Origin of the sequence: Aeromonas sp. MdU4, from assembly GCF_041929505.1 — a bacterium.
In the GTDB taxonomy this organism is placed as follows: Bacteria; Pseudomonadota; Gammaproteobacteria; order Enterobacterales; family Aeromonadaceae; genus Aeromonas.
Map to the genome: position 1 here is coordinate 96,776 of NZ_JBHFMW010000013.1, position 22,749 is coordinate 119,524.

General features: G+C 61.7%; 17 protein-coding genes. 11 read left to right on the forward strand and 6 right to left on the reverse strand.

The annotated features are described in order from the left end of the window. Positions 1-123 precede the first annotated feature (123 nt). Positions 124-1,173, forward strand: coding sequence for a helix-turn-helix domain-containing protein (locus ACE1BR_RS07305; RefSeq protein ID WP_374868944.1), 1,050 nt, complete (start codon positions 124-126; stop codon positions 1,171-1,173). A gap of 137 nt (positions 1,174-1,310) precedes the next feature. Here ACE1BR_RS07305 and ACE1BR_RS07310 read toward each other — a convergent pair whose 3' ends face one another. Together ACE1BR_RS07310 and puuR are read right to left on the reverse strand one after the other, a co-directional pair. Next, the gene (locus tag ACE1BR_RS07310) at positions 1,311-2,588 is read right to left on the reverse strand and encodes an NAD(P)/FAD-dependent oxidoreductase (RefSeq protein WP_374868946.1); all 1,278 of its coding nucleotides are present in this window, start codon (positions 2,586-2,588) and stop codon (positions 1,311-1,313) included. Between the two features lie 45 nt (positions 2,589-2,633). Beyond that, positions 2,634-3,236: an HTH-type transcriptional regulator PuuR gene (puuR, locus tag ACE1BR_RS07315; RefSeq protein WP_374868947.1), complete on the reverse strand. Its 603-nt coding sequence runs from the start codon at positions 3,234-3,236 to the stop codon at positions 2,634-2,636. A 391-nt stretch (positions 3,237-3,627) separates the two neighbouring features. On the opposite strand from puuR, the gene ACE1BR_RS07320 reads away from it, so the two are divergent. From ACE1BR_RS07320 to ACE1BR_RS07340, 5 genes are all read left to right on the forward strand, one after another. Further along, positions 3,628-5,091, forward strand: a complete 1,464-nt coding sequence (locus ACE1BR_RS07320; RefSeq protein WP_374868949.1) for an NAD-dependent succinate-semialdehyde dehydrogenase — start codon at positions 3,628-3,630, stop codon at positions 5,089-5,091. 253 nt (positions 5,092-5,344) lie between these two features. Next, a complete protein-coding gene (gabT, locus tag ACE1BR_RS07325) occupies positions 5,345-6,634 on the forward strand; it encodes a 4-aminobutyrate--2-oxoglutarate transaminase (protein WP_374868951.1) in 1,290 nt (429 codons plus the stop codon). 366 nt (positions 6,635-7,000) lie between these two features. Then, on the forward strand, positions 7,001-8,374 hold the full coding sequence (locus ACE1BR_RS07330; RefSeq protein WP_374868953.1) for an APC family permease: 1,374 nt from the start codon (positions 7,001-7,003) through the stop codon (positions 8,372-8,374). 665 nt (positions 8,375-9,039) lie between these two features. Beyond that, complete coding sequence (locus tag ACE1BR_RS07335; protein ID WP_005338239.1) at positions 9,040-9,180, forward strand: hypothetical protein; 141 nt, start codon at positions 9,040-9,042, stop codon at positions 9,178-9,180. Next, on the forward strand, positions 9,180-10,526 hold the full coding sequence (locus ACE1BR_RS07340; protein ID WP_374868955.1) for an APC family permease: 1,347 nt from the start codon (positions 9,180-9,182) through the stop codon (positions 10,524-10,526). Before ACE1BR_RS07335 ends, ACE1BR_RS07340 begins: the two co-directional genes overlap by 1 nt. A gap of 140 nt (positions 10,527-10,666) precedes the next feature. Here the strand turns inward: ACE1BR_RS07340 and ACE1BR_RS07345 are convergent, their stop codons facing one another. Further along, positions 10,667-11,050: a hypothetical protein gene (locus ACE1BR_RS07345; protein WP_374868957.1), complete on the reverse strand. Its 384-nt coding sequence runs from the start codon at positions 11,048-11,050 to the stop codon at positions 10,667-10,669. 268 nt (positions 11,051-11,318) lie between these two features. Here ACE1BR_RS07345 and ACE1BR_RS07350 point away from each other — a divergent pair, with 268 nt between their 5' ends. Continuing rightward, positions 11,319-12,467: a Na/Pi symporter gene (locus tag ACE1BR_RS07350; protein ID WP_374868959.1), complete on the forward strand. Its 1,149-nt coding sequence runs from the start codon at positions 11,319-11,321 to the stop codon at positions 12,465-12,467. 163 nt (positions 12,468-12,630) lie between these two features. After that, a complete protein-coding gene (locus tag ACE1BR_RS07355; protein ID WP_374868961.1) occupies positions 12,631-13,101 on the forward strand; it encodes an FKBP-type peptidyl-prolyl cis-trans isomerase in 471 nt (156 codons plus the stop codon). Positions 13,102-13,155: 54 nt separating this feature from the next. Here ACE1BR_RS07355 and ggt read toward each other — a convergent pair whose 3' ends face one another. After that, complete coding sequence (ggt, locus tag ACE1BR_RS07360) at positions 13,156-14,937, reverse strand: gamma-glutamyltransferase (protein ID WP_374868963.1); 1,782 nt, start codon at positions 14,935-14,937, stop codon at positions 13,156-13,158. 191 nt (positions 14,938-15,128) lie between these two features. Then, a complete protein-coding gene (gene rdgC / locus ACE1BR_RS07365; protein WP_005338250.1) occupies positions 15,129-16,040 on the reverse strand; it encodes a recombination-associated protein RdgC in 912 nt (303 codons plus the stop codon). Between the two features lie 179 nt (positions 16,041-16,219). Between rdgC and ACE1BR_RS07370 the strand changes: the two genes are divergently transcribed. The 3 genes from ACE1BR_RS07370 to ACE1BR_RS07380 all read left to right on the forward strand — a co-directional run bounded on the left by ACE1BR_RS07370 (position 16,220) and on the right by ACE1BR_RS07380 (position 21,728). Continuing rightward, complete coding sequence (locus ACE1BR_RS07370; RefSeq protein ID WP_374868965.1) at positions 16,220-16,648, forward strand: GNAT family N-acetyltransferase; 429 nt, start codon at positions 16,220-16,222, stop codon at positions 16,646-16,648. Positions 16,649-16,752: 104 nt separating this feature from the next. Next, on the forward strand, positions 16,753-17,979 hold the full coding sequence (locus tag ACE1BR_RS07375; RefSeq protein WP_374868967.1) for an exonuclease SbcCD subunit D C-terminal domain-containing protein: 1,227 nt from the start codon (positions 16,753-16,755) through the stop codon (positions 17,977-17,979). Next, entirely contained in the window at positions 17,976-21,728 is a 3,753-nt protein-coding gene (locus ACE1BR_RS07380) for an AAA family ATPase (RefSeq protein ID WP_374868969.1), read from the forward strand. The genes ACE1BR_RS07375 and ACE1BR_RS07380 overlap by 4 nt, the downstream gene beginning before the upstream one ends. Positions 21,729-21,822: 94 nt before the next feature. Here ACE1BR_RS07380 and ACE1BR_RS07385 read toward each other — a convergent pair whose 3' ends face one another. Then, entirely contained in the window at positions 21,823-22,587 is a 765-nt protein-coding gene (locus ACE1BR_RS07385) for a DODA-type extradiol aromatic ring-opening family dioxygenase (protein WP_374868971.1), read from the reverse strand. Positions 22,588-22,749 lie beyond the last annotated feature (162 nt).

Here is a 22,749-nt window from a genome sequence, read left to right on the forward strand (position 1 = left end):
AAAACCGGTTCAAGGACGTGCTGTAACCTCTCTTGGTCCCCGGATTGCTTCTTGCCAGACCGCAAAACCGCTATGCTGGCCCGACATCTTCCATTGATAACGGCAACCCGCTCAGGAGCCATGATGCTCGCCATTCCCGTGCCATTTTTTGTCTCGTTTTTACTGGGATTACTGGCGCTAGCCCTGCATGTCCGGCTGGCCGAGCAAGCAAGAATGGCATCGCTTTTTCTGGCATTGTGTGCCGCAACCACCGGGCTGGTCGGCTTGCGCTGGACATTCGATATTGCGTTATTTGCCCTGCTCCAACCCATATTTGCCGCGCTGATCCCGGTCGCCGCCTGGTATGCCTTTACCCGAACGAGTGGCGGGCCAGTCAAACCTTTCTATCTCCATGCCATTGCCCCCGCCATCGTGATGATCGGTGTGATAACCCACCCCATCCTGATGTTGCCGCTAGATATGATCCTGACTGCCACTTATCTCTTTTATGGGATTGCGCTGGTGCGTTATGCCGCCCAGGCACCGCTGTTGCTTTATGTTTCATTCAACAACTGGGAGGGGGTTAAACGGGCCGAAAATATTGCGGGCTGGATGCTGCTGTTTTCCGCATTAATTGATGGCGCCATCTCGGTCGATTTTTCGCTCAACCAGGGCCGCTACTCCCCCTATATTCTCACCCTGGGTCACCTGATCCTGCTGCCCGTGCTGGCGCTTGCCGTCGTCACCGTGGGGGTTAACACTGCCGGGCTCGATAACCCCCCCACAGAGGCTTCGCCAGATTGCCCCGACGAGGCGAACAGTGAACCGCTGATGAGTGATGTACGGGCCCATGAGATCGTCACCCGGCTGGATCGGTTGATGCAGGAAAAGTCATGTTATCTGGATCCTGAATTGACGCTGGCCGCCCTTTCACGAAAGCTTTGCATTCCTGCCAAACAGATTTCGATCGCCGTCAATCGGGTACACCATCAAAATATATCCCGCGTGATCAATGACTATCGCATTGAATATGCCAAAAGAGCCCTGCTAAGCAGCGACGAGAGTATTACCCAGATCATGATGAATTCCGGTTTCCAGACCAAATCCAACTTTAATCGCGAGTTCTCCCGCATCACCGGGATGACTCCCACGCTATTTCGCAAACAGCAGGGCTGCGCAATAACGCCAGCCTGAACCTTGGCACCAGCAGTAAAAACCAGGCCACCTCGCGGTGGCCTGGTTTTTACTGCTCAACTTGTCTCGGACAGCAATTCGGTTTTCTACTCTCGCAGCAATGCAGGCCTCTACCCGCAATCCCGCGCAGGCGGCCCTTATACCCCCAACCGGTCGCGCAGGGTGTACCAGGCGGCGCCCGCGGCGGTGAAGGGGATGCGGAACAAGCGGCCACCCGGGAAGGGGTAGTGCGGCAGTTTGGCAAAGGCATCGAAGCGCTCCGCCTGACCGCTCAACACCTCGGAGAGCAGCTTGCCCGCCAGATGGGTGCAGGTGACGCCGTGGCCACTGTAGCCCTGCATGTAGTAGATGTTGGGGCCGATGCGACCAAATTGCGGCAGCCGCGACAGGGTGAGCAGGAAGTTGCCGGTCCAGGTGTACTCCACCTTGACCCCCGCCAACTGGGGGAAGGTTTTCAGCATCTTGGGGATGATCAGCCGCTCGATATCCGCCGGATCCCGCGCGCCATAGACCACGCCGCCGCCATAGAGCAGCCGGTGATCGCCGGAGGTGCGGTAGTAGTCGAGCAGGTAGTTGCAATCCTCCAGACAGTAGTTTTGCGGCAACAGCGAGCGGGCCCGCTCCTCCCCCAGCACCTCGGTGGCGATCACCTGAGTGCCACAGGGCATACTCTTGGCGGCGAGCTCCGGTACCAGATTGCCGAGGTAGGCGTTGCCCGCCACCACCACAAAGCGTGCCTTCACCGCCCCCTTGGCGGTCTTGACCAGTGCCGGCTGCCCCGGGGTGATGCTGGTGACGGCGGATTGCTCGAAGATCTGCCCCCCCTGCATGCGGATGGCTTCGGCTTCTCCTAGCGCCAGATTGAGGGGATGAATGTGGCCGCCGCTCTTGTCGAGCAGGGCACCGATGTAGCGATCACTCGCGACCACCTCGCGCACCCCCTTGGCATCGAGCAGCTCCAGCTGATCGTTGCCCCACTTCTGCCAGCGGGCATATTGGGATTTGAGCTCGTGCAGCTGCTTCTCGGTCTCGGCGGCAAAAACGCCCCCCTGCTGCAGATCGCACTGGATGTTGTAGCGCTTGATCCGCTCGCGGATGATCTGGCCCCCCTCAAACAACATGGAGCCGAGCAGCCTGGCCTGCTCCGGCGGGCAGTTCGCTTCGATGGTGTCGATGTCGCGGCTGTAGGAGTTGACGATCTGGCCACCGTTGCGGCCGCTGGCGCCAAAGCCGATCCGGGCTGCCTCCAGCACCACCACCTTGTAACCCTTCTCCACCAGATGCAGCGCGCTGGAGAGGCCGGTATAGCCCGCCCCGATGACACAGACGTCGCACTCCAGCTGCTCGGTCAGGGTCGGATAGGGCGCGTGTTTATTGGCGCTGGCTGCGTAGTAACTGTTTACATGTTCGGTCATGATCCCTGTTTCCTTACCGGTTCGGTTACCAAACTACTGTCAGGATTAAAAGCTCGCCGGGGTGTGGGCGCTGACGATGCGACAGGTCTGCCCCGACGGATTGCTGAAGCTGTGGGGCTCGCCGGTGTCGATCACATAGCTGTCGCCCGCCTCCAGCTGATAACTCTGGCCTGCCACCGTCAGGGTCACCGACCCCTCCAGCACGGTGCCAACCTCCTCCCCCTGATGCTTGACCAGCCCGCCGGTGTCGGTACCGGGGGGATAGGTCTCCAGCATAAAGCCGAGCTGGCGGCGGTTGTTGCCGTTGTGCACCAGCTTGAGGGAGACCCCCTGACTGCCCAGCTCGATCAGCTGCTCAGCCTTGATCACCACCTCCGGGGTACGGCTCTCCTCCTCGGCGAAGAAGCGCGACAGCGGCAGGCCATAGACGGTGAGCAGCTTTTGCAACGAGGCGACCGACGGGCTCACCTTGTCCTGCTCTATCATGCAGATGGCGCCGTGGGTCAAGCCACTCAACTCGGCCGCCCGCCGCTGGGAGAGCCCCAGCTGATGGCGCACCGCCGCCAGCCGCTCCCCCATGCTGCGCACGCCCGACTCCGCCGTGGCAAGCTGGCGAATGGCCCCTTCTCTGCTCTGCGGTACGCTCATGGCAAGCCCCCTCGCACCTGTTGTCTGCTTCCCTGCAACATCAGCACCTCCTGCTCGCGTTGGGTAACCCGTTGCCCGGTCACGCAACTGGTTAAAATAGCGGACCAGCTTTCCCTTGCCGTTCACTATGTTACACAGCCAAACCGTTCATTATTTTGCACACCCGATTTACCCGTTCTCACTCACACCTGGCATCTGAACGCGGTAAACTGCGCTACACAGCCCATTTTCTAGCATGGCGCCCCCCAGCAATTCAAATATATTTAACACTTGAAAAACATTTAAGCTCAATTTATGGTCTTCCTGTGCTTATTATTTTATACGGCAGCGGCGCAGGAGGGGCCGGTTTACTCCGGCAACCAGCTGCCCTGACCCACACTAGAGGCTTCTCATGTCAGGAACTACATTCCACTCCAGCTTGATCCAATCCCGCGCTTATATAGATGGCCAGTGGTGCCATGCCGCCAGCGGACGCACCTTTGAGGTCACCAATCCGGCCAGCGGTGCCGTCATTACCCAGGTCCCCGACATGGACGCCGAGGATACCCGCCGCGCCATCGCTGCTGCCCACGCCGCCCAGCCCGCTTGGGCAGCCCTCACTGCCAAGGAGCGCAGCAACAAGCTATCTGCCTGGTTTGCCGCCATCACCGCCCACGGCGACGAGCTGGCCCGCATCATGACCTGCGAGCAGGGCAAGCCGCTGGCAGAAGCCAAGGGGGAAGTGACCTACGGCGCCAGCTTTATCCAGTGGTTCGCCGAGGAGGGCAAGCGCGCCTACGGCCGCACCATTCCGGGCTTTAGCGGCGATCGCCGGCTGGCCACCATCAAGCAGCCGGTGGGCGTGGTCGCCGCTATCACCCCGTGGAACTTCCCCATCGCCATGATCACCCGCAAAGCGGGTCCGGCGCTGGCGGCCGGTTGCACCATCGTCATCAAACCCGCGGCCGAAACCCCGCTCTGCGCGCTGGCACTGGCTGCACTGGCCGAGCAGGCTGGCATCCCCGCCGGGGTCATCAACATCATCACCAGCCTCCAGCCGACGGATGTGGGCAACGAGCTGTGCAGCAACCCGGTGGTGCGCAAGCTCTCCTTCACCGGCTCGACCCGTATCGGCAAGCTGCTGATGCGCCAGTGCGCCGACACCATGAAGAAGCTGTCGCTGGAGCTGGGCGGCAACGCCCCCTTTATCGTCTTTGACGATGCCGATCTCGATGCGGCCGTGGCCGGGGCGCTCGCCTCCAAATACCGCAATGCGGGGCAAACCTGCGTCTGTGCCAACCGCATGCTGGTGCAGGCGAGCGTCTATGATGCCTTCGCCGAGAAGCTGACTGCCGCAGTCAACACCTTCAAGGTGGGCGATGGCATGAGTGAAGGCACCCAGATTGGCCCGCTGATCAACCCGGCCGCAGCCAACAAGGTGGCCCAGCTGGTGCAGCAATCGGTCGCCGCCGGTGCCGAAGTGCTGCTGGGAGGCGAAGCCCATCCCGCTGGCCCCCTCTTCTATCGCCCGACCATTCTGGGCAAGGTGGATAAAACCAACCCCATCCTGCAGGAGGAGATCTTCGGCCCGGTGGCGCCGCTGGTGCGCTTCGAGAGCGAAGCCGAAGCCATCGCCCTGGCCAACGACACCCCTTATGGGCTCGCCGCCTACTTCTATGGCCGCGACATCGCCCGGGTCTGGCGCGTCGCCGAACAGCTCGAATACGGCATGGTCGGCATCAACGAGGGGATCATCTCCACCGAATTGGCTCCCTTTGGCGGGATCAAGGAGTCGGGGCTGGGTCGGGAAGGGGCTGCCGAGGGGCTGGAGGAGTATCTGGAGACCAAATACCTCTGCTTTGGTGGCATTCGCTAAGAGTAAAGCCGGGTCAAAGCATCGCATTAACGGATGCTTTGACCGTTATAACCATCGTTTTTACAGATATACGCAGCCGCTCAGCGGTGGCGACAGGGGGCAAAACAGGGCCCGTTGTTCACCACCAGGGGCGGCTGCAGAGTAAACAGCGCGTCGCCGATCTTGCCCGATGGGCCGGTCGGCGGCGATGGGCGGTCAACCACCCGCCACATTATCAGGGAATATCGGGGCTACGGTTCCACAGGGAGGAAAGATGAGTCAGTCAGAATCAAACAAGGGGTGGCAAGCGCGCCGCGAAGCGGCCGTGGTCAACGGTGTCGGCACCCTGCTGCCAGTCTTTATCGACCGGGCGCAAAATGCCGAGCTGTGGGATGTGGAGGGCAACCGCTACATCGATTTTGCCTCCGGCATCGCCGTGCTCAACACTGGCCACAACCACCCGAAAGTGGTGGCGGCGGTGCGTGAACAGCTGGAAAAATTCAGCCACACCTGCTTTCAGGTTACCCCCTACCCCGGCTATATCGAGCTTGCCGAGCAGCTCAATGCGCTGGTACCCGGCCCGACCCCGAAACGCACCCTGTTTCTCTCCACCGGCGCCGAGGCGGTCGAGAACGCCATCAAGATCGCCCGCGCCCACACCGGTCGCAGCGGCACCATCGCCTTCAAGGGGGGCTTTCACGGCCGCACCATGATGGGGATGGCGCTCACCGGCAAGGTGGTGCCCTACAAAACCGGCTTTGGCCCCTTCCCGGGGGAGGTCTACCACATCCCCTTCCCCGCCGACTATCTCGGGGTGAGTGAAGAGGATGCCCTGCACGCCCTCGAGCTCTGCTTCAGCGCCGACATCGAACCGAGCCGGGTGGCCGCCATCATCATCGAGCCGGTTCAGGGGGAAGGGGGCTTCTACCCCGCCTCCCCGAGCTTTATGCAAAAGCTGCGCAGCATCTGCGACCAGCACGGCATCCTGCTCATCTGCGACGAGATCCAGAGCGGTTTCTGCCGCACCGGCAAAACCTTCGCCACCGAGTATTCGGGGGTTGAGCCCGACATCATGACCCTGGCCAAAAGTCTGGCCGGTGGCTTCCCCCTCTCCGCCGTGGTGGGCAAGGCGGAGATCATGAACTCGGCCAAGCCGGGTGGCCTGGGCGGCACCTATGCAGGCTCCCCCATCGCCTGCGCCGCTGCGCTGGCGGTATTGCAGGTGATCGAAGAGGAAAAACTCAACCAGAAAGCGCTGGATCAGGGGGCGCAGATCAAGGCGGGGCTGCAACGCATAGCCGAGCGTTTTGACTGCATAGGTCAAATTCGCGGCCCCGGTGCCATGGTGGCCATGGAACTGGTGAAACAGCGCGATGCCAGCCAGCCCGATCCCGACCTCACCAAGCGACTGGTAGCCGAGGCGGGCAAACGGGGGCTCGTCCTGCTCTCATGCGGGGTGCGTGCAAATGTCATCCGTTTTCTCGCCCCCCTGACCGCCCCCGCGGCAGTGATTGACGAGGGGTTGCAACTCCTTGAAAAATCACTGGAGGCCGTGCTGGCCTGACCAGCAGGAAAGTGACCACTTACCTGTGCAAATAAATGCAATTTTGCCCCCTTTTTTTCTTGTCAAGGGGGCCCTGCAAATGCACAATGCGCCGCCACTGAAAGAACCGATGTAAAACAATGGCATCGGTTCTTTTTTAACCAGTGAACAAACCCATAAACGAGGCCGGATCACCCCCGGAAAAGATAGCGAGATTGGCAGCAATCTCCCGACAGCACGTCTAGTGAGGAACAACATGGGGCATCTCAATGCTTTCCAACCGGCCATGGCCGGTGCGCGCCACCCTGGCGCCCTTGATTCCCGGGCCTCTCTCCCGGTTTCGTTGATGGACCGTGCCACTCTGGCACTGCATGAGGAACATGCATAATGGCGGCCCAACAGGTTGGTCTGAAAAAGACCCTCAAACTGTGGCAGGTCGTGGTTATGGGACTGGCGTACCTCACCCCCATGGCTGTGTTCGACACCTTCGGCATCGTCACCGAGATCACCGAAGGCCATGTGCCGACCGCCTACCTGTTTGCCCTTATCGGCATGCTGTTCACTGCCCTGAGCTACGGCCATCTGGTGCGCAAGTTCCCGTCGGCTGGCTCCGCCTATACCTATGCCCAGAAGGTGTTTCACCCCTATGTCGGCTTTATGGTGGGCTGGACCTCCCTGCTCGACTACATGTTCATGCCGATGATCAATATGCTGCTGGCCAAGATCTATCTGGGTGCCCTGTTCCCGAACGTGGAGCCCTGGACCTATATCTTCGGTCTGGCGGTGGTGATGACCGCCCTCAACCTGCGCGGCATCAAGCTGGTGGCCAACTTCAACAGCGTCATCGTCATCATGCAGTTCAGCATCATCGCCATCTTCATCGGTCTGATCGCCTGGGGCGTGCACAACGGTGAAGGGCTGGGTACCGTGGCCAGCAGCCGTCCCTTCTTCTCGGAGCAGATCCATGTCTCGCCGCTGCTGATGGGGGCCTCCATTCTCTGCCTCTCATTCCTCGGCTTTGACGCCATCAGCACCCTGTCGGAAGAGACCCCGGATGCAGATCGGGTGATCCCGCGCGCCATCGTGCTGACGGCGCTGATCGGCGGTGTACTGTTTGTCACCACCTCCTACTTCCTGCAGCTCTACTTCCCGGACATCTCCCGCTTCCAGCATCCGGATGCGGTGCTGCCGGAGATCGCCCTGTACGTAGGTGGCAAGCTGTTCCAGGCGGTGGTGCTGGTCTGCACCACGGTAGCGGTGCTGGCCTCGGGGCTCGCCTCCCACGCCGGTGTATCGCGCCTGCTCTATGTAATGGGCCGTGATCGCGCCCTGCCCGCCCGCTTCTTCGGCTATATCCATCCGAAGTGGCAGACCCCGGCGTTCAATGTGCTGCTGGTGGGACTACTGGCCCTCTCTGCGGTGTCGCTGGATCTGGAGATGGCGCTGGCGCTGATCAACTTCGGCGCCCTGGTGGCCTTCACCTTCGTCAATCTGGCGGTGATTGCCCACTTCTATGTGAAGCTCGGTCGCAACAAGTGCCTCAAGGATCACCTGATGTATCTGCTGCTGCCGCTCTGTGGCGCCGCCTGCATCGGGGTACTGTGGCTCAACCTCGAGCCCTCCTCCTTCGAGCTGGGGCTGGTCTGGGCGGCACTGGGGGCCATCTACCTGTTCCTGCGCCTGACCGTGTTCCGCATCCCGCTGCACTCTCCGCTGCATTCTCCGCTAAACAGTGCCGACAAGGTGGAGATCGCCCAGTAACCGCTGGCGCCCCTCCCCCCGATAGAAAACAAGGAGCCTGCGGGCTCCTTGTTGTTTCTGCGGCGCGCGGGTTGTCAGCAGCGTTGGTTGCCAGAAACGCGGTTTCTGCCAGAAGTGTGACCACATTCAAATAACGCCCCACCGTAATCGGCCTCTATCCGTTGGCCCAAGCCAAACCGGACCCTGTTCCCAGTCATAAAAGTGAATGGATATGCACATCACTTTTCCCTCTCTGCTCCCCTCCAGCCAACCCGCCACACCATGAAATAGCGGGACTCGGCCACAGGTGAACCCTGGCAAATATGATCAGGATCAATATTGAGGCATCATGCACCCTGCAGCCCGGATTTGCCGATTTTTCATACGCTGCAGAGGGGTTCTCTTGCCCCCCGCCAAAGAGGGGGTGGCTCGGGGACGGCTGCCGGGGGCGAGTGACCACTTACCCTTCTCTCTCTTATGCAAAAAAATGCGGTTTTACGGCCATTATTGCTTGTCAAGGGGGAGGACCGAATGCACAATACGCCGCAAATTAAAGGACCGATGTTCACTGCGACATCGGTTTTTGTCTTTTGAAGAGCAGTACAAACCCACCACAAGAGGCCGGAACATCTCCGGAAGTGATATCAGAGATTGCCAAACAATCTCCCGACGTTGAGAGGATTACAATGGGGCGTTTTAATGCTTTCCTGCCGGTACAGCCCGGTATGCGCCTCCCCGGCGCCCTTGATGTTCAGGCTTGCGAATCCATCGTATCCCTGCGCTCGTTGCAAGCACGTGCTGCGGCACTGATTGAGGAGAAAGCGTAATGGCATCGCAAAACGCCAAGCTGCTCAAGACCCTTACCCTGACACAAGTGATTGTGATGGGTCTGGCCTATCTGACCCCCATGGCTGTATTCGATACTTTCGCCATCGTCGGTGACATCACCGAAGGACGCGTTGCTGCGGCCTATCTGCTGGCGCTGGGTGGTATTCTGATGACTGGTTTCAGTTACGGTCATCTGGTACGCAAGTTCCCCTCTGCGGGCTCTGCCTATACCTACGCCCAGAAGGTGTTCAACCCCTACGTCGGTTTCATGGTCGGCTGGTCCTCCCTGCTCGACTACATGTTCATGCCGATGATCAATATCCTGCTGGCCAAGATCTATCTGACCGCCATGTTCCCGGGTGTCGAGCCCTGGGTCTTCATCTTTGGTCTGGTGACCGTGATGACCCTGCTGAACCTGCGCGGCATCAATCTGGTGGCCAACTTCAACGGTCTGATCGTGGTGATCCAGCTCGCCATCATCACCATTTTTATCGGCCTGATGGCATGGGGCATCTATCACGGTGAGGGGACCGGCACGCTGGCAAGCGTCCGTCCATTCCACTTCGACTCAGCCCCGCTGGTGCCACTCTTTACCGGTGCAACCATCCTCTGCTTCTCGTTCCTCGGCTTTGACGGGCTGAGCTCCCTCTCCGAAGAGACCCCGAACGCCGGCAAGGTGATCCCCAAGGCGATCGTACTGACTGCCCTCATCGGCGGCATCATCTTCGTGGTGGTCTCCTACTGCCTGCAGCTCTACTTCCCGAGCCTCTCCCGCTTCCAGCATCCGGATGCGGTACTGCCGGAGATCGCGCTCTACGTTGGCGGTACCTTCTTCCAGTCCGTGGTACTGGTCTGCACCACAGTGGCGGTACTGGCCTCCGGCATGGCTGCCCACGCCGGTGTCTCGCGCATCCTCTACGTGATGGGGCGTGACCGGATGATCCCGGAGCGGGTGTTCGGCTATATCCACCCCAAATTCCGCACCCCGGCCATCAACGTGCTGATGGTGGGTGGCTTGGCCCTCTCCGCCGTGTCGTTTGATCTCGATACCGCTCTGGCGCTGGTCAACTTCGGCGCGCTGGTGGCATTCAGCTTCGTCAACCTGTCGGTGATCGGTCAGTTCTGGGTGCGCGAGAAGCGCAACAAGACCCTCAAGGATCACGTCATCTACCTGTTGATGCCGCTGCTCGGCGCCGCCACCATCGGCGCCCTGTGGATCAACCTGGAGCAGAGCTCCCTGGAGCTAGGCCTGATCTGGGCCGGTCTGGGCGTAACCTATCTGTTCCTGCGTCTGGCAGTGTTCCGCATCCCGTTCCGTCAATACGAGGAAACGGCTGACGCCTGATTGCCGGTGAGTCACGCATAAGCAAAAGGGGAGCCATGGGCTCCCCTTTTGCTATTTCACTGACGCTATATCTCCGATTGTCGATGCCAGCATGGCGGCCTTGCCGCCTCCCTCCGGCAGCAGGCCGGAAGGCTGACTCATCAACCGTTATTGATCACTGCAGTCGCAGCCGCCTTGAGCGGGTCATTGGCCACCGCTTTGACATCCTTGTGGGCTTTTTTCAGTTGATTTTCAGCCTTGTCGACCTTGTGCTGGGTCGCTTTGACGTCATCACGGACACCCTGCACGCTGTCGCTCGCCTTGTCGCGCTGATCGGCGGTGCCATTTTTCAGCTCATCCTTCGCCTTCTCTTTCTGCTGACGCATCAGCATATCGCTGTCACAACGTCCCTTGACCCCGACGGAGGCACCCATCGCCTCGTTCTTCAGCGCTTTGTCCAGATTGCACTCCGGCTGCAACACTGACTTGGCCTGCACACCCACTGACAACAACCCGAGGGAAAGAGAGAGAACCCATGCTCGCATCACGCTTATTACTCCACGACTCAACAAAAAGGGCGCAGCATAATGCGTTGAACCAGGAGCACAAGCCGATTGCGCTAATAATCACCACATAGCCGTGATCATGGGCCCGCGTCCGTCACGCCTTGTCAAACCGGGTGATGAGAAAAGCACCAGCACATGTCACAAAACCATCATAAAAACGTCACCTTGTCATATTTCTGTCATTAACCACTGATTAAATGCCCCCGTCATCAACAACCCAAGACGGTACCCCGTCCCAAGAGGCTTTATGCAACACCATCACTCCTTGTCACAGCCGCCCGCGACCCGCGCCCTGTTCAACTGGATGAGTGTCATCGTACTGGTCTACCTGATCCTGGTCGCCGTGGGCGCCATCTCCCACGGCTTCAAAAACTTCTCCGGGGGCGCCGAGGGGGCAGCCCAGATCTTCGCCTTCGCCAATAACCCCTTCCTCGCCCTGCTGCTCGGCATTCTGGCCACCGCGCTGGTGCAATCGTCCAGTACTGTCACCTCGGTGATTGTCGGGCTGGTCGCTGGCGGCCTGCCCATCGGCATGGCCATTCCGATGGTGATGGGAGCCAACCTTGGCACCACCATCACCAATACCATCGTCTCCATGGGTCATATCCGGGATCGCAGCGAGTTTCGTCGCGCCTTCGCCGCGGCCACCGTGCACGATTTCTTCAACCTGCTGGCGGTGTTCATCTTCCTGCCGCTGGAGCTGATGTTCGGTCTGCTGCAACACAGCGCCGAGTGGCTGGCCAACATGCTGGTGGGCTCTGCCGACATGTCGATGAAGGGGGTGGATTTCATGAAACCGCTGACCGCGCCTGCCCAGCAGCTGATCGACAGCGCCGTCGCCTTCCTGCCAGGCAAGGGGGCCGCCATTGCCACCATCGTCATCGGTATCCTGCTGATCCTCGCCAGCGTCACCTATCTTGGCAAAGTGCTGCAGCAGGTGCTGGTTGGCCGCGCCAAAGAGGTGCTGCACAAGGCGCTGGGCCGTGGCCCGCTGACCGGCATCACCTCCGGTGCGCTGGTAACCATCATGGTGCAGTCCTCCTCCACCACGACCAGCCTGATGATCCCGCTGGCGGGCGGTGGCGTGTTCAGCACTCGCCAGCTCTACCCTTTCACGCTGGGAGCCAATATCGGCACCACCATCACCGCCCTACTGGCTGCCACCGCCATCAGCGGAGTCGGTGCCCAGCTGGCCCTGACCATCGCGCTGGTCCACGTACTGTTCAATGTCTTTGCCGTGGTGCTGATTTACGGTCTGCCGTTCCTGCGTGACCTGCCGGTACGCGCCGCCGAAGGGCTGGCCCGGATTGGCAGCGAGAACAAGCTGCTGGCACTCGGTTATGTGGCGGGTCTCTTCTTCGCCCTGCCTGCCCTGATGATGGTCGTAGCCAAGTAACCCGACCCGGATAGCACCAAGGGGGAGCGTCGCTCCCCCTTCTGCTTTGCCCTCTTTGCCACTGGCCTCACATCCTCCCGCGCAGTGACTCGCCCTCTCCGTCCGGCTGGGATAAGATGGCCCCCTCATTGCACTCTTTGTCTTTCTTGGAATAGGAAAACCGATGAAATTCATACTGATCGCGCTGCTGGTTGCCGGTGTCGCCTACTACTTCTACTCCAGCAGCAACAACAAAAAGCTGGCAGCCGACAACGTGCGGATTGGCGCCGAATTCCTCGCCAGCAACAAGGAAAAACCGCTGGTGACCACCACCGCATCCGGCCTGCAGTACGAAGTGCTGACCCCGGGCACCGGCACCGTTCACCCCACCGCCACCAGCAAGGTGAAGGTGCACTACGAGGGCAAGCTGCTGGACGGTACCGTCTTTGACAGCTCGGTCGCCCGTGGCGAGCCCATCGAATTTGGCCTCAATCAGGTGATCAAGGGGTGGACCGAAGGGGTTCAGCTGATGGTGGAAGGGGAGAAGACCCGTTTCTACATCCCCGCCAACCTCGCTTATGGTGATCGGGCCGCAGGCAAAATCCCGCCGGGATCCGTGCTGATCTTTGACGTGGAGCTGTTGGGTATCCAGTAAGAGCACCATCAACAACAAGGCCAGCATCATGCTGGCCTTGTTGTTATAAAAACCTCACTCCCCCTTGGCGATCCCTTCCCGACGCGGATCCGCTGCGCCCAACCAGCCACCAGCGTTGCGCTCAACCCCCTGCAAGCCGGAAGTCTGCTCGTTCAGTACCACCTCGTGCCCCCTCACCTTCAATCCCTCAACCACCGAGATGGGGGTGCGTCCCACCTCCAGCTCGGTGGGGCCGTTACGGCTGCCAAAGTTGGGCAGGTTGATGGCCTGTTGCAGGTTCAAGCCCCAATCCTGGGTGCCGAGCAGGGTCTTGCCCACGTAGTTGATGATGGCGGAGCCGCCCGGCGAGCCCAGCGTCATGGTCAGCTCGCCGCTTGGCTTGTCAAACACCAGCAGCGGAGACATGGAGGAGCGGGGCCGTTTGCCCGGCTCCACCCGGTTCGCCACCGGCAGACCGGTAGCATCCACCGAGGTGAAGGAGAAGTCGGTCAGCTGGTTGTTGAGCAGGTAGCCGTTGACCATCTGACGCGAACCAAAACCATCCTCGATGGAGCTGGTCATGGAGATGGCCATCCCCGCTTTGTCGACGATAGAGACATGGGTGGTGGAGGGAAGTTCCGGGGTCGCATCCTTGCCGCGCGCCAGCGCAAGCGGCGGCGTACCGGGCTTGGCAATCCCCATGGAGTGCTGACCGACAAGCTTGCCGCGCTCGGCCAGATAGCCCTTATCCAGCAGCCCCTTCACCGGCACGCTGACAAAATCGCTGTCGGCGACATACTGGTTGCGATCGGCAAAGGCCAGACGCGCCGCTTCGCTGTAGAGGTGGATAGCCTCGCTGGAAGCAGCCAGTCCCCCCTCCTTCGTGGTGATCGGCTTGAGGGCCGCCATATCGCGGCTCTCCAGCATGCCGAAGATCTGGCCGAGCGCCAGGGTGCCGGACGAGGGGGTGGGAAAACCACAGATCTCGCTCTGGCGATAGTCAAAGCAGAGGCCGTCCCGCACTTTGGCCTTATAGCTGGCCAGATCGGTGGCTGTCAGTACCCCGGGATTGGCGGGATGCTGACGCACCTTGGCCACCATGGCATCCGCCAGCGGCCCCTGATAGAAGGCATCCACCCCCTCTGTAGCCAGAGTACGCAGCACCTTGGCCAGCGCCGGGTTGGTCAGCCGGGTTCCTGCCGTTTTAGGGCGACCATCAGCCTGATAGAAGTAGGCTCGAGCCTCCGGATCACGGGCCAGATAGGGATCCTTAGCCAGCAATGTGGCCAGCCGTGGACTTATCACAAATCCTTGTTCTGCCAGCGTGATGGCAGGCTCGAACAGCGTAGCCCAGGGCAACTTGCCATAACGCTGATGGGCTAGCGCCAGGGCGCGCAGGGTGCCGGGGACGCCGACCGAGCGGCCCCCTACCACCCCGTCATAAAACGCCAGCGGCTTGCCATCTTGCATGAACAGCTGATCGGTGGCGGCAGCCGGCGCCGTCTCGCGACCATCCACCGCACTCACCTTGCGGCCATCCCACACCAGCAGCAGCGTCCCGCCACCGATCCCCGAGGATTGCGGCTCCACCAGCGTCAACACCAGCTGCACTGCAATGGCAGCATCGACGGCACTGCCACCGGCCTTGATGACTTGGTAGCCCGCATCCACCGCCAGCGGGTTGGCTGCCGCCACCATGAAGTCATGACCCTGCCAGCCCTGTTTGTCGGTCCAGCCACTGGCCGCTTCCGGCGCGATCAGGGTCTGAGGTGGTGGGGCGTAGTGAAAACCGTTGTCACCGGCACAACCAGCCAGCAGGGCAAGGGCAACAGCCAGCCCCAGAGGTTTACGCAACATGACACTCTCCTTGTCTGTTTTATGACCATGAAGAGGGACTATGTCACGATTGGCGCGGGTAGCTCAAGTTATTGAACAAGATCAATATCTTACTCATCTATCAATAATGGTTATCCGTAATAGACACAAAAAAACCGCCCGAAGGCGGTTTTTACGATGGGATGGCAGAGGCCAAACAGGTGCCAGTCCGGTTAGATGGACTGCTCTTCGCCACCCAGGGCGGCAAACAGCGCCGGAATAAACTGGGCCAGCTCGGAGGTGACCAGCGCAAAGTCGGCATCCAGACGGGCGGCCGGATCTTCACTGGTGACATCGTCGTTCTGCTCGCGCAGCTCTTCGCTGAATTTCAGGCGCTTGATGGAGAGATCATCCCCCAGCACGAAGCTGACGGTCTCGCCCCAGTTGAGGGCCAGCTTGGTCACCAGCTTGTCGTTGGCCAAGTGGTTCTTGATTTCATCCGTCATCAGATCCTGCTGCTTGCAGCGGATGATGCCGCCGTGCTCCATGGCGCTGCGCAGCTCGGCTTCATCTTCCAGGGTGAAGGAGGCAGGCAGGTTGCCCTCATTCAGCCACTCGGTCATGGTGATCTCGGGCGGGTTCTTGAGGGCCACCGGCACCACTGGCAGGGAGCCGATGGATTTGCGCAGCAGCGCCAGCAGATCGTCTGCCTTCTTGGCAGAACCTGCGTCCACCACCATCAGGTTGTCGGCCGGATTGATCCAGGCGAAGGTCTGGCTGGTGCGACTGAAGGCACGGGGCAGCAGGGTGTGGAGGATCTCCTCTTTCAGCGCTTCCTTCTCTTTCTTCTTGAGGGCGCGTCCCTGTTCGAACTCGATCGCCTCTACCTTCTCGGCCAGCATCTCCTTGACCACGGTACCGGGCAGCATCTTCTCTTCCTTGCGGGCGCAGATGAGGATGTGGCCGGAGGCAGAGTGGGTCAGGGTTGAGCCGAATTTGCCAAGGGGCTTGACCCACCCGAAACGGGAGATGTCCTGACTGCCGCAAGGGGTGAAGGCACAGGCTTCCAGCTGGGTTTCCAGCTGATCCACGGTCAGGTCAAAGGGGCGGGTAAAGCGATAAATCTGCAGGTTTTTAAACCACATGGCGTCCTCGGTCTCTAGATTGTCCGGCGAGCATTGTACTAGAGAGGCGCTTTGTGATCAGCCAATCATTCTCGCTAAATAAAGGGCGATCGACCTCACAGGGTCTCATTTATAACACCTTGGCGGCTGCCAAGTTCCCCTAGACTGCGTGTGTACAAGTTGTGACCAAGGATGGATTTATGTTACGGCCAAGTCGCCCGGAAGACATGGAAGAGATCGTCGAAATCTGGCTGCTGGCCTCCCTGCAGGCCCACGATTTCGTCGATGCCTCCTGCTGGTGGCAGGCTCAGGAGGATCTGCGTACCCGCTACCTCGATCACGCCCGGATCTGGGTGTTCGAGGAGTGTGGCGATCTGCTCGGATTTATGGCGCTGGTGGACAACTTTCTCGCCGCCCTCTTTGTGCGCCCCGACCGCCAGGGACGCGGCGTCGGCCACGCCCTGTTGCAGGAGGCCAAGCGGCAGGGGGCGTCGCTCCATGCCAGAGTCTATGTGGAGAACGATCAGGCGGTACGTTTCTATCGCCGCCACGGTTTCGTCATCGAGGCCGAAGAGTCCGATCCCCTCACCGGCCACCCCCAATACCGGATGTGCTGCACACCAGCCTGAATCCGCTGTCAGCCCCCTGTTTTACTTGAAAAAAGCACGGGGCATCCTCATCTTGTCTCCATCGGGTGCCTCAGGCACCGTCCCTGCAACCGGGCTGCTTTCCAATGAAAATCCTCCATACCGCCGACTGGCACCTTGGCCATCAACTCCATGGTCATGACCGCCGTTTTGAACACGATGCCTTCCTCGACTGGCTGAGCGACACCCTCAAGGCGCGCGAGATCGACGCCCTGCTGGTAGCGGGCGATCTGTTTGATACCGCCAATCCCCCCGCCAGCGCCTGGCAACAGCTCTACCGTTTTCTGGCCAGACTGCGCGCCGAGATGCCCCGCCTCAACATGGTGCTGATCGGCGGCAACCACGACTCCCCCTCCAAGCTGGATGCCCCCCACGAGCTGCTGCGCGCCTTTGACCTGCATCTGGTGGGCAGCATCAGCCGCGACAGTGAAGGTAAGCTCGAGACCGACCGCCTGCTGGTACCGCTGCAAGACAAAGAGGGCAACATTGCCGCCTGGTGCGCCGCCGTGCCGTTCCTGCGCAGCAGCGACTTGCGTGTGGAGCAACTGGCAGAGGGAGAGGACCGCCTTATCGAAGGGGTGCGGCAAGTCTACGCCGAGGTGCTGGCCGAAGGGCGCGCCCGCTGCGGGGAAGATCTGCCGCTCATCGCCATGGGCCACGCCTATCTGGCGGCGGGCCAGCTCTCGGAGCTGTCAGAGCGGCGGGTGCTCGGCGGCAACCAGCACGCCCTGCCTGCCGAGCTTTTCGCCACGGCTGACTACACGGCGCTCGGTCACCTCCATCTGGCCCAGAGTCCGGCCAACGGGGTGCACTACAGCGGCTCACCGCTGCCGCTCTCGCTTGCCGAAGCGAACTACAACCATCAGGTGCTGGAAGTGACCTTTGCGGAGGGCAAACTGGCCGGGTTGGAACGGATCCCGGTGCCGCGCGCGGTGGAGATGATCCGCCTGCCCCAGAGCAACCTCGACGAGGCGCTGAACGCCATCGCATCACTTGAGCCGCCTGCTTGTCCACAAGAGGCACAACCTTTCCTCGAAGTGCGGCTGCTGCTGCCCAAGCCCGAGGCCCGCATCCGCGAGCGGATTCTGGCGGCCATCGCCGACAAACAGGTGCGGTTGGCCCGCATCAGTACCCAGTATCAGGGCTCGGGCGAAGGGCTGGCCGATGGCCGCGAGCGGCGCAGGCTGGATGAACTCTCCCCCACCGAGGTGTTTCGCCTCTGCTATCAGCGCCAGTTCGAGGGGGAACCCGAAGCACAACTGGTCGCCTCGTTTGAAGAGATCCTGGAGCAGGTGAAGGAGTCCAACCAATGAAAATCTTGTCTCTGTCAGGTGAAAATCTGGCCAGTCTGACCGGCCCCTTCACCATCGACTTTACCCGCGGGGCGCTCGGCGCCGCGGGTCTGTTTGCCATCACCGGCAACACTGGCGCGGGCAAGAGCACCCTGCTCGATGCCATTTGTCTGGCCCTCTACGACGAGATGCCGCGCTTTATCGCCAATCGCAAGAACGTGGCCGAAGTGGGCCGCATGGATGACGAAGAGAAGCTCAAGGCCAACGACGTGCGCGGCATCCTCAGTCGTGGCCACGCCAGCGGCTTTGCCGAGGTGCAGTTTCGTGGCTGCGATGGCCGCATCTGGCTAGCCCGCTGGGCGGTGCGCCGGGCCCGCAACCGCGCGGAGGGGCGCTTTCAGGCGCAAGAGCGCACCCTGACCGATGTGGAATCGGGACAAGTATTCAGTGGCAGCAAGCGGGAGCTGCAGGATCGCATCGACGAGCTGGTGGGCCTCTCCTGGGAGCAGTTCCGCCGCGCGGTGATCCTGCCGCAGGGGGAGTTTGCCGCCTTCCTCAAATCGGACGCCAACGAGCGCTCCGCCCTGCTCGAACGGATGACCGGCACCGAGCTCTACTCTGCCATCTCCATCCAGACCTATGAACGGGCGCGGGAAGAGCAGCAGAAGCTGGCCACCATTGCCCAGCGCCTCGGCGACGTGGCGCTGATGGACGAGGCCACCCGCGAACAGTGGGTGAGCCAGCAGGTGAGCCTCTCTACCACCCTCAAACATGAACAGCAGCAACAGCAGCTGATGCAGGACTTGCGCGACCTCAACAGCCGCATTGCCGCCCAGATGCAGGGCTGCGCCGAAGGGCAGGCGGCGCTCGAGGCCGCCCTGCAGGCCCACGGCGCCGCCGCCCCCGAGCGCGAGGAGTTTGCCCGCGCCGAACAGGCCCAAGTGGCCCGCGCCGATCACGACGAACTGGCCCGACTCACCATCGAGGTGCAGCAGCAGGAGAAGGTGATCGCCGAGCTGGGACCGGAGCTGGCCAAGCTCGAGGAGCAGACCCAGCAGAGCGCGCTGACCGAACAGCAACTGCTGGCGGAGAAGATCGCCGCCGAGCGGGAATGGGGTGCCCTGCAGCCCGAACTCAAGCGGGCACAGGAGCTCGATACCCGCATCAGGGAAAAAGTGCAGCAGTTGCAGAAGATCCAGCAGGAGGGGGCGCAGGAGCGGGAAGTCCAGCTCACTCTCGAGCAGGGCTGGCGCGCGCAGAGCAAACAGGTAGAGCAGCTCAAGCAACAGCATCAGCAGTGGGGGCTCTGGCTCGAAGAGCACAAGGGGCTGGCCCCGGTGGCCCGCCAGTGGCAACCCCTGCTCACCGCCATGCAGGATTGGGCCGACGATGCCGACAAGCTGCAACAACTGCTCACCCTGCGGGATCACAAGCAGCGGGCCCTGCAGCAGTTGCAACGCCAGCTGGAGCAAGGTCAGCAGGAGCGCGACTACTGGCAACAGGAGCAGGCGCGGCTACAACAGCAACAGCACGAGCTGCAGGAGCAGCAGTGGGAGAGCCGCCTCGCCAAGGCGCAGGAGCAGTGGCAACAGCAGACCGAACAGCTGGGCCAACTACGCCAGCTGCTGGAGCTGGCCGATTATGGCCGCAACCATGGCGAGCAGCATGGCCGCCTGCAGCAGGAGATTGCCCAGCTGGAGCAGGCACTCGGCAAGCTCGCTATCCTCGGCGAAGAGCTGGCACCAGCCCGCGAGCGGCTCGCCCTGCAGCGAGATGAGGCGCGCCACGCGCTGGAGCAGTCCCGCGCCATCGCCAGCTTCGAGCAGTATCGCCATATTCTGAGCAATGGCTCCCCCTGCCCGCTGTGCGGTGCCGAGGAGCATCCCTACAGCCAGAGCCAGCCGCAGGTGGCGGGGATTCTGGGTCAGCTGGCGGAACGGGCCAGAAGCCTCGAACTCGAATGGGAGCGGCTCAACCATCAATACATTCAGTGCGAGAGCGAGCGTCAGGAGCTGGCCCGCCAGCTGGCGGTGCGCCAGCAGCACCTGCCGGAGCTGGAGGCACGCGCCGAGCAACTGACCCAGCGCTGGCAACAGCTGGGGGGCGATACCCTGCTCGGTCATCCGCTACCGCTGCGCCAAAGTCCAATCGAGTGGAACGAGCTGATGAGCACCCTGCTCGGCCATGGCCAGGCGCTGGAGCTGGGGTTGGCCCAGAGCCAGCAGCAGCTGCGTCAGGCCCAGCTCGGTCAGCAACAGTTGCAAGGGGTGCGTCAGCAGCTGAGCCAGCTGGCGGCCCAACACCAGCAGTTTGACCAGCAGTGGCAGGAGGCCGACCGCCAGCGCATCGCGCTGGAAGGGGAAGTGAAGGGGATGAGCGAGCAGGAGGCGACCCTGCGCCAGCGCCTCGAACAGGGTGCCCACCGCCTCGACGAACAGATGGGCGGCCAACCGTGGCGCCAGTGGCTCGGCAGCCAGCAGTGGCACGAGTGGCAGCGGGCCTGCGAAGCCTGGCTGCACGGCCAGAGCGAGTGGGAGCGGCTGGCCAGCGAGATCGCCAGTCTAACCCCGGCCCTGAGCGCACAGGAGGCGCGCCTGCAGACCCAGCGCGAGCTGCTGCACAAGCTGGAGCGCGACTACAAGGAGCACGAACAGCAGCGGCAGGGGCTGCTCACCAGCCGCAGCGCTTGTCTCGGCGGTGAGGAGATCCCGCTGGTCGAGAGCCGCTGGCAGCAGCGGCTGCAACATCTCGCTAGCGAACTGGAGCTGATGCAGAGTGGCGCCCGCGCTCTGCGCGAGCGGCAGACCGAACTCAAAACCCGTCTAACCCATGTGGAGCAAGAAAAACAGATCAGCAGCCGCCGCAAACGGGAGGTGTTGGGGCGCTGGGCTGCCCATGCCAGCACCCTTGGCATTGCCGAGTATGACCTGCGCCGCCTGCTGGCCATCAGCCCCGATGAGCTCAAGGCTCGGCGCACTGCCCTGCAAGGGCTGGAAGATGCCCTTGGCGAGGTGCGTACCCGTCTTGCCGAGCGGCAACGGGCGCTGGCACTGGAAGAGAGCAAGCGGGATCGCTATCGGGAGCACCACCCCGAGCTGGCCGCCCTGCCGGATGCAGAGCTGAGCGAGCAGCTGGCGGCGCGGGGTGCCCGTTGTCGCGCCCTTGAAGAGCAGCTGTTCGAGTGCAAGAGCACGCTGGCGCAGGCCGAAGCCGCCGCCCTCAAGGCGGGCAGCCTGCAACAGGAGCTGGCCGCCCAACAGGCGGTGGCCGACCATTGGCAACAACTGTGCGATCTGATCGGGCAGGCCAACGGCGCCAAGTTCCGCACCTTCGCCCAGAGCCTCACCCTCGAGCGCCTGCTGCTGGAGGCCAACGCCCAGCTTGCCGAGCTATCGCCACGCTACCGACTGGAGCGGGTGCCCGGCACCGATCTGGCGCTGCAGGTGGTGGATCTCGATATGGGGGATGAGGTGCGTTCGGTGGACTCCCTCTCCGGTGGCGAGAGTTTTCTGGTGTCGCTGGCGCTGGCGCTGGCCCTCTCCAGCCTCTCGTCGCGCCAGACCCAGGTCGAGTCGCTGTTTATCGACGAAGGGTTCGGCACGCTCGATCCGGACAGTCTGGATCTGGCGCTCGCCAGCCTCGACTCCCTGCAGGCGGCGGGCCGCCAGATCGGGGTTATCTCCCACGTCCAGACCCTGGTGGAGCGGATTGGCGTGCAGATCAGGGTCGAAGCCCTCGGCGGTGGCGAGAGCCGGGTGGTGGTTCCCTGAGAGCCTTCGGCTCAATCACCAGTACCATCGGCCCCCCCACGCCGTAAATAACAAGAGCCCGCCAATTGGCGGGCTCTTGCTTGCACGGTGCTCGTTAATCGAAGCGGTAAGCCCCCATGTAGAGGCTGCCGCCATCCCAGCTCTCGTGCAGTCGGGTCGGAGCCACACCATCGGCCGCACCCAGCGCCACAAAGAGCGGGCGCAGATGGTCGTCGTGGGGATGAGACTCCACCGCACCGGGGGCCTGCTGGCGATAGTCGAGCAACGCCAGCCGATCCTCTGCGGCCATCTTCTGCTCCAGCCAATCGACAAACTGGCTGGCCCAACGTGGCACCGGCGAGCCTTCCGGCCCCAGCGCCCGCAAATTGTGGGTGATGGCGCCAGAGGCGAGGATGCCAATCCCCTGACTGCGCAGCGCCCCCAGCACCTCCCCCAGTTGCCACAGCTGAGTCGGGGTGCAACTCGCAGGGATCGAGATCTGCACCAGCGGGATCTCGCTGTCGGGGTCGATCAGGGAGAGCGGTGACCAGACCCCGTGGTCCAGCTCGCGCCGCACTGGTGTTGCAGCCAGCCCCGCCAATGCCAGCTGCTCACCCACAGCCTGTTGCAGCCACTCAGGGCTGCTGGCAGGCCAGCGCATCCGGTAAAGCGGCTCGGGAAAGCCGTAGAAGTCATACATCAGCGCCGGCTTGGACTCGACGTTGATCTGCAACTCGCGACTGAACCAGTGGGCGGAGACAACCACCAACCCTTTGAGCTCCCCCAGACGCAGGGTGCTCAGAAAACGGGTGGCAGGCTGATCACGCAGCACCAGATCCGGTGCGCCGTGGGAGATAAACCAGACGGGGGCGAGGGACATAACAATGACTCCAACAAAATATCAGGATGGCGATACCGACCGGAATATCGCTGTTGGCATTGATTATCGACCCACCTTTCAAGGTTAACAATCTGACTAAATGAATAAGAACTATCAACCAAGGGTGAATAATTTCACTGTTCAGAGGAACAAACTATCCGC

Excerpts from the sequence above, each read along its gene's own strand:
- ACE1BR_RS07320 (WP_374868949.1), top strand. The coding sequence starts at position 3,628 with ATGTCAGGAACTACATTCCACTCCAGCTTGATCCAATCCCGCGCTTAT.
- gabT (WP_374868951.1), top strand. The coding sequence starts at position 5,345 with ATGAGTCAGTCAGAATCAAACAAGGGGTGGCAAGCGCGCCGCGAAGCG.
- ACE1BR_RS07355 (WP_374868961.1), top strand. The coding sequence starts at position 12,631 with ATGAAATTCATACTGATCGCGCTGCTGGTTGCCGGTGTCGCCTACTAC.
- ggt (WP_374868963.1), bottom strand. The coding sequence starts at position 14,937 with ATGTTGCGTAAACCTCTGGGGCTGGCTGTTGCCCTTGCCCTGCTGGCT.
- ACE1BR_RS07335 (WP_005338239.1), top strand. The coding sequence starts at position 9,040 with ATGGGGCGTTTTAATGCTTTCCTGCCGGTACAGCCCGGTATGCGCCTC.
- ACE1BR_RS07345 (WP_374868957.1), bottom strand. The coding sequence starts at position 11,050 with ATGCGAGCATGGGTTCTCTCTCTTTCCCTCGGGTTGTTGTCAGTGGGT.
- ACE1BR_RS07305 (WP_374868944.1), top strand. The coding sequence starts at position 124 with ATGCTCGCCATTCCCGTGCCATTTTTTGTCTCGTTTTTACTGGGATTA.
- rdgC (WP_005338250.1), bottom strand. The coding sequence starts at position 16,040 with ATGTGGTTTAAAAACCTGCAGATTTATCGCTTTACCCGCCCCTTTGAC.
- puuR (WP_374868947.1), bottom strand. The coding sequence starts at position 3,236 with ATGAGCGTACCGCAGAGCAGAGAAGGGGCCATTCGCCAGCTTGCCACG.
- ACE1BR_RS07340 (WP_374868955.1), top strand. The coding sequence starts at position 9,180 with ATGGCATCGCAAAACGCCAAGCTGCTCAAGACCCTTACCCTGACACAA.
- ACE1BR_RS07350 (WP_374868959.1), top strand. The coding sequence starts at position 11,319 with ATGCAACACCATCACTCCTTGTCACAGCCGCCCGCGACCCGCGCCCTG.
- ACE1BR_RS07375 (WP_374868967.1), top strand. The coding sequence starts at position 16,753 with ATGAAAATCCTCCATACCGCCGACTGGCACCTTGGCCATCAACTCCAT.
- ACE1BR_RS07310 (WP_374868946.1), bottom strand. The coding sequence starts at position 2,588 with ATGACCGAACATGTAAACAGTTACTACGCAGCCAGCGCCAATAAACAC.
- ACE1BR_RS07385 (WP_374868971.1), bottom strand. The coding sequence starts at position 22,587 with ATGTCCCTCGCCCCCGTCTGGTTTATCTCCCACGGCGCACCGGATCTG.
- ACE1BR_RS07370 (WP_374868965.1), top strand. The coding sequence starts at position 16,220 with ATGTTACGGCCAAGTCGCCCGGAAGACATGGAAGAGATCGTCGAAATC.
- ACE1BR_RS07380 (WP_374868969.1), top strand. The coding sequence starts at position 17,976 with ATGAAAATCTTGTCTCTGTCAGGTGAAAATCTGGCCAGTCTGACCGGC.
- ACE1BR_RS07330 (WP_374868953.1), top strand. The coding sequence starts at position 7,001 with ATGGCGGCCCAACAGGTTGGTCTGAAAAAGACCCTCAAACTGTGGCAG.